Below are 6000 nucleotides of genomic sequence, written 5' to 3'. Positions count from 1 at the left end.
AGAAAAAAAGGTTGATTGGAACGATGCCTGTTTTGCATTTATAATCAGGATCTGATGTTCGCAACAGATACAAGTTCGGAGGTGATGTTGTTGCGATGAGTTTAACTTCCGCTCAGTTCAACTTTCCCGCTGCTCTTACTTCGCTGCCTTCGGTTTTTGTAAGTCCATCTCCGAAGGCTTGCCGGTACTTGTCGGCGATTGTACTGAGTTGCTTCACCACATCAGGATATACACCAGCGAGCTTGTTCAATCCATGCGCGATGTCATTGTTACCGGGTTGTCCGTTCACCCTGATGTTTTCACCGCAATGCCTGCAGTATTGACATAATCAAATCCTTGATAACAGGTTGTTTAACCGGTTAAGTATGTCTTCGGGTTTATGGTCATCGAAAGTGGGTGCCTGCCCTGGTTCTTTAGCAAAGAAACAATCGTCCCACCTATTTGCTGGGACAAGATACCTAATCTGTCTTCCCTGAGCTTTGCCAATACCCATTAAAAACGAGCCAGGATCCAATGGGATGCCATTGCTGTCTTTAATAGATTTCCATATTTCACCAGTATCAGCCGTCAGGTTGCAGGCTTTTATTATTTGACAAAGAGTAATAATTAGTTCGTTTTTATGATCAACTATTTCCTGCATGTCTTGTTTTTTCATAAAGGATATTTAAATATCAATGTACAAAAAGATGTACAGTCAGAATAAAGTTAGACAGCCTTCAACTCAAATGCATAATCCTGGTACCCGATCAATTCTCTGTTAGCTTCTAATTCCTTCCATGCTTTTTCTTCGTGACTTAAGTCTACGATATCCCAGGTAGAAATGTCTGCAAACTTTTCAATAATTGTGTTTATAGTTTCTTTTTCTTCTTCTGTAAAAAGGTTCTTATCAAAGTCTGCTTCTGAAACAAAAATCTCTCTGGCACCACCATTCGGTAGTTTCAGGAACTGTGAGCTGATAAGTTGTTCATTTTCTAAGTATGCATAGATGTTATCGTAATTAGATGGAACTGGTCCATATTTTATAGCACGATAGCTCAAGCCACAAATTGATGTTCCATGGTTTTTATAGTGCGTAAAATCCGTAAAGAATAATTGCTTATTTAATTTAAGCTTATCATTAAAATCGGGCTTCGAATGCTGGATATAATAAGTAACCAGGTTTGCGATTTTAGCCGGTTCTGGTTTTCTAAATCCTGTATAATTATTTGGTACATTATATACATTCAAAATCGAACAGATGTCTTTGCTTTCATCGGCACTTTGAATGAGATACATTACTCTTTCCCTAACTTTCTTAAAAGCGTTCTCTGAGAAGTGTTCTTTTGCTTTATCAAGTAAGTTTAAAAACGTTTGTGGCTCCGAAACAGCACTTATTAAATTTCCATATGCTGGCGTTGGTATTTCTCCGTTTTCATAGTTGCTATATCCATTTGCACCCAGTCCAAGTACCTCACTCATTTTTGAAGCAGGTATATCATACTTGTGTCGGATAGCGGCAATTTCTTCAGGAAAGGGTATGTTGTTCTTTTCCCGGTATTGATTATAGGCTTGTGTTAAACTTATAGTATCTGCCTCGGTAGTGGTAAATTCCTCTTGACACTTCTCGCATTTGTAAAAATGCGCAACGATCTTAAATACGTCTTTTCTATAGGTCAATTCTTTTGCTTCTTTATATAGGATTGCAATACCGTCGCAATATGGGCATTCGATTTTCTGTTTCATGTTCATGCTTTTTTGAGTGGGTAAGTGACCTGGAATTCTGCAGGGTGAAATGACATGCAATCAGCAGATTTATTTTCTAAGCCTTTGCTGATTTTAATGTAAACTTCAACACCCTTTATTTGAATTCCAAACTCATAATAGTCCGGTAAACTGGCATCGTAGGAATCGTTTTTAGGTCCTGCATAATAATCTTCTTCTTTTAAGTTCATTATACATTCTAACCGTTTAGTCGCCGTAATATCCAGGTCTGCTAATCCCTGTAGATTTTTAGCCCGTGGACGAAAGCTGATCTCCAAAGAACCTAATCTTTTCCTTCAGCTCTTTTAAGAATTGTTCAACCTGTGCTTTGGTCGCCATTGGGGCAGCAAATTTATACTTTTTCTGCCATATTTCCACAATATATTATCTTTTTATGTGCTTTTACCATAAAAGAACCACTAATTCGTGGAATCATAGACATGTAGTCTGAATATGGTAAGGCATGGAACCCGTCATGACTATTTTGTAATGGCTGCTATTTTTTTAATGTGCTGTGGAAGCCTGTGGGATTATGCAGATCACCGGTCAAACGTAAAAATGGTTCAAAACGCTGCAATAGAAAAAAAATATACGACTGAGGGAAAGCCACTTACAAAAGAATTAAAAGATGCAGAGAAAAAGTGGATTGTTATAACTCCTGCTCAGTTCAATTTTCCCGCTGCCCTTACTTCGTTGCCTTCGGTTTTTGTAAGTCCATCTCCTAAGGTTTGCCGGTACTTGTCGGCGATGGCACTGAGTTGCTTCACCAAATCAGGATATTTATCTTTCAGATCTCTGTCTTCACCGGGATCAGTTGAAAGGTCGAATAGCGATAAAGGAACTTCCATAGTGCCATGTTTGCCTGGATAACGATTGCCGCCGATGGTAGCAGGTGGCCCATAGGTCTGCGAGTTATGCGGAAACATCAGTTTCCATTTTCCTTTGCGTATGGCCTTCAGATTATTCTTATCATAATAGTATACAAACTCATCCCGGGGATTTGCATTCATGTCGCCCAGCAACACGGGTTTGAAATCAACTCCATCAATTTTAGAAACGGGCAATTTAGCACCGCAGATATCGACCAATGTCGGCAATACATCCATGGTAGTAAGCAGCTTGTTGCAAACAGTTCCGGGCTTTGTATTACCCGGCCAGCTTATAATACAAGGCACTTTTAATCCGCCTTCAAAGGCAGATCCCTTGCCTTCACGCAAACCGCTTGTATTGCCTGCATGGTCTCCAAATGTTAACCAGGGTCCGTTATCACTGGTGAAAATCACGATGGTATTATTAAGCAGGTTATTTGTCTTTAATGCTTTGATCACTTCACCAACCGACCAGTCCACTTCTTCCATAACATCTCCAAACAAGCCAACACCGCTTTTCCCTTTAAACCTGGCTGAAACACCCAATGGTACATGCACCATAGAATGAGCCAGGTACAAAAAGAAAGGATTGTTTTTATTCCTGTTGATAAATGAAACGGCACGTGTGGTGTAATCTGTTGTCAGCTGATCCTGGTCTTCAAAGTTTTCTAAGATCTTTATGGTTTTGTTACCTTCTATCAAAGGCAGCGGCGGGTATTTTGCTTTCGGGGATGAAGTGTCCTTCACTTTTTCCCCATTATAATCATAAGCCCACATATCGTTTGAATAAGGCAAACCGTAGAACTCATCAAAACCATTTTGCAAAGGCAGAAAAGGCTTTTTATGGCCCAGTGCCATTTGCCGACCATAGCTGTTTTGTAGCCTTTGAGTTTCAGCAATTCGGCAATGGTTTGCTCTTCCGGGTTGAGAGCAATTTTTGAGCTGTGATTTATCGCTCCGCTTATACCAATGCGCGTAGGATAACAGCCCGTCATCAAGGCACTTCGCGATGCGGTACATACAGCCTGTGCCGCATAAAAGTTTGTAAACCTTATTCCCTGGGCTGCCAGCGCATCGATGTTAGGGGTTTGGTAAGGACCGCCTCCATAACATACAGGATCCCCATAGCCCATATCATCCATAAAAATGATGATCACGTTTGGGTCTCCTTTTACCCCCGATGATTTTTCAACAGTTATCTCATTCTTTTTAAGCTTATCAACCGAAAAAGCAGTTAATGAAATAAGTATAATCAAGCTCAAATACCGGGTTGCTGTTTTCATAAGCATTATTTAAACAATTCATTAAATTTCATCGACATTAAACATTGTTGGGAGTGGCCGGTTGCAAATTGTCCAGGTTGGATTTAAAATCCCCACTCATATGCCTTCCTTATTACCAGCCTTTGATCCTTCGCCTAATTTTAGCAATAGTCACAATATTTCTCCCACCAACCCGTTTCGAGCTTTACACCCAAAATGATTCGAATGTCAAAAAAAGTCGTTTCAAAATATTTAGGCAAACTATATGTTATCAATGATGATGAGTTACAAGAGTGGTTAAGTGAACAAGTGCTTCCAGATTTAACATATGTTGAATTAAATGAAATGGCATTGATTGAAGACAGCGTCAATAAGACCCAATTTCTTTTGGGTGATTTCCCCGGAACCTCATCCGCCTATGGCTTTACAATAAAGATATTTATCTATAACAAAGATCACAGAGCATTAGGATCGCTGAAATATGTTGTTGATGCATCTGTCCCCGAATCGAAAATTAATGCACACTTTGTAAAAACAGCAGATGGATTAACGATCCACGGGCACTTTACACGAGTTGATCGGGATGGAAAAGAATGCTTCCTTTTAACCATAGCTGAAAGTTCGGGGTCAAACAATTAAGCCACCAAAGCTGTCCAATAATAAATTAGCTCCAGTTTTTACGCATTGTAACAGGAGCCCGGGTTCAATTGAGACTTTGTCCTAATTGACGATTGTATGGTCATTTTGAAATACACAATCTTATCAGGCTTTCAAAAAAATAATATTTTCCTCTGTAGTCATCTTCATTTTGGAAATATTTCTATAAGTTTTGTAGGACTTAGCAAATATACGGGTCCACTAACTGATCCATTTAAAACTCCTATTGGCAGATCTGCAGAACAATAACCTTGTAAATCGGCGTAACGTTTGGCATTTACCTGACTAAGGTTTTCGCCATTACCGATATAGGACTCCCATGATGAAGTGGTGGAACTGTAATAGGTTCCATCAGAAGCGTAGATGGTTGAGCCATTAGTGCAGATATTGGCAGTCGCATTACCAGTAACTTTCAGTTCCCCTATCTTTTTAAAAGAATTCCCATCCTGTTGATAAACTGCCTTACCAAACTGAATAACAATGGAGGTTCCAACTTTAATAATGGCTGTTATACTGTTTGAGGTGGATATCTGGCTGAAGTTCCAGGATCTTCGAATCCCTGGCTTTGTTCCGGCACCGATCCCAACAGACCCAACCTCAAATAACCGCGTCTGCGTAGCACACCATAAGGAAGTTTCATCCTGAGGATCTGCACAAAATGCGTCAATAAATTCGCCGGCAGGCACAGGAACATCATCGATGTGTTCAAAAGTTTTAGGGCTTGCAACGACCGACTCAAGCCATACTTCATCTCCAAAAATGGCCCAGGATCGCATTAAACCTTTCCTTGAGGGAATAACTTTTTGAAACCTCTCCGGTCCTCTTGATCCACCTGGAACTTCATATTCAAATGTTGGCGAGCCATTATTCAAATAATAATTTCCATACTTATCCGGGTCCAAATCTGTGGAACACCATGTAATAGCAAACTCCCTGTCTTTCTCATTGGAGAAATTTGTCGGCAGGAAAAAGCTAGCTGAAAAATTTGGATTAAAGGAAGACCAGGATTGGCTTCCGAAACTGCCATGATATTTATAAACACTCCAGCGAAGTGCTGATGTGTTTTGGACCTGGATGTACGGCCCCCGGTTTGTAACCCAAAATGATTTCAAATTCGGGATTATAAGCTTATCCAGGTTAACGGTTGGCAGATCTATCACATTATAATTTGCGAGCGTTCCTTCGGGGGGATTGCCACCGGGAGGATTGTCCTCATCAGCAAGATTATCTTTGCCACAACTTAACATTGTGAAAAGCATGAATAGTTGGAAAAAGTATGACATTAAGTTGTAGGAGATGCGCAGACCGGTGATTGACCCGGTTGTTTTACTTCGGTGCATTAGGTTTTGGCTTAGGGGGTTATACCATAAAGACCTGTCGATGCGTTGCGGCAGCGGCAGAAATTCAGGCTGTTCAATCCCGCAATATACTTAAACGATTAATAATCTGAAATTTATCAAAGTTTATGGATT

General features: G+C 40.2%; 8 protein-coding genes. 1 reads left to right on the top strand and 7 read right to left on the bottom strand.

Going from position 1 to position 6000, the window contains the following annotated elements; genetic code table 11:
- Positions 1-112: 112 nt before the first annotated feature.
- The 6 genes from VK664_RS00410 to VK664_RS00385 all read right to left on the bottom strand — a co-directional run bounded on the left by VK664_RS00410 (position 113) and on the right by VK664_RS00385 (position 3892).
- On the bottom strand, positions 113-289 hold the full coding sequence (locus VK664_RS00410) for a hypothetical protein (protein WP_461396609.1): 177 nt from the start codon (positions 287-289) through the stop codon (positions 113-115).
- Between the two features lie 39 nt (positions 290-328).
- Complete coding sequence (locus VK664_RS00405) at positions 329-655, bottom strand: WDGH domain-containing protein (RefSeq protein ID WP_461396608.1); 327 nt, start codon at positions 653-655, stop codon at positions 329-331.
- A gap of 50 nt (positions 656-705) precedes the next feature.
- On the bottom strand, positions 706-1722 hold the full coding sequence (locus tag VK664_RS00400) for a type II toxin-antitoxin system antitoxin SocA domain-containing protein (protein WP_461396607.1): 1017 nt from the start codon (positions 1720-1722) through the stop codon (positions 706-708).
- Between the two features lie 2 nt (positions 1723-1724).
- Entirely contained in the window at positions 1725-1931 is a 207-nt protein-coding gene (locus tag VK664_RS00395; protein WP_461396606.1) for a hypothetical protein, read from the bottom strand.
- 471 nt (positions 1932-2402) lie between these two features.
- The gene (locus VK664_RS00390) at positions 2403-3434 is read right to left on the bottom strand and encodes a sulfatase-like hydrolase/transferase (protein ID WP_461396605.1); all 1032 of its coding nucleotides are present in this window, start codon (positions 3432-3434) and stop codon (positions 2403-2405) included.
- On the bottom strand, positions 3353-3892 hold the full coding sequence (locus VK664_RS00385; RefSeq protein ID WP_461396604.1) for a sulfatase-like hydrolase/transferase: 540 nt from the start codon (positions 3890-3892) through the stop codon (positions 3353-3355). The genes VK664_RS00390 and VK664_RS00385 overlap by 82 nt, the downstream gene beginning before the upstream one ends.
- A gap of 204 nt (positions 3893-4096) precedes the next feature.
- On the opposite strand from VK664_RS00385, the gene VK664_RS00380 reads away from it, so the two are divergent.
- Positions 4097-4510, top strand: coding sequence for a hypothetical protein (locus VK664_RS00380; protein ID WP_461396603.1), 414 nt, complete (start codon positions 4097-4099; stop codon positions 4508-4510).
- Between the two features lie 164 nt (positions 4511-4674).
- On the opposite strand, the gene VK664_RS00375 is transcribed toward VK664_RS00380, so the two are convergent.
- Positions 4675-5868 carry a hypothetical protein gene (locus VK664_RS00375; protein WP_461396602.1) on the bottom strand — a complete coding sequence of 398 codons (1194 nt, stop codon included), beginning with the start codon at positions 5866-5868 and terminating at the stop codon, positions 4675-4677.
- Between the last annotated feature and the right edge of the window lie 132 nt (positions 5869-6000).

The sequence above is a fragment of the Flavitalea sp. genome, from assembly GCF_035489435.1.
Taxonomy (GTDB): domain Bacteria; phylum Bacteroidota; class Bacteroidia; order Chitinophagales; family Chitinophagaceae; genus DATHKG01.
Note: the sequence above shows the minus strand (reverse complement) of the source record. Positions and strands in the feature narration are given on the sequence as shown.

Coding starts and splice junctions, on each gene's coding strand:
- VK664_RS00405 (WP_461396608.1), bottom strand. CDS start 655: ATGAAAAAACAAGACATGCAGGAAATAGTTGATCATAAAAACGAACTA.
- VK664_RS00400 (WP_461396607.1), bottom strand. CDS start 1,722: ATGAAACAGAAAATCGAATGCCCATATTGCGACGGTATTGCAATCCTA.
- VK664_RS00395 (WP_461396606.1), bottom strand. CDS start 1,931: ATGAACTTAAAAGAAGAAGATTATTATGCAGGACCTAAAAACGATTCC.
- VK664_RS00385 (WP_461396604.1), bottom strand. CDS start 3,892: ATGAAAACAGCAACCCGGTATTTGAGCTTGATTATACTTATTTCATTA.
- VK664_RS00380 (WP_461396603.1), top strand. CDS start 4,097: ATGTCAAAAAAAGTCGTTTCAAAATATTTAGGCAAACTATATGTTATC.
- VK664_RS00375 (WP_461396602.1), bottom strand. CDS start 5,868: ATGCACCGAAGTAAAACAACCGGGTCAATCACCGGTCTGCGCATCTCC.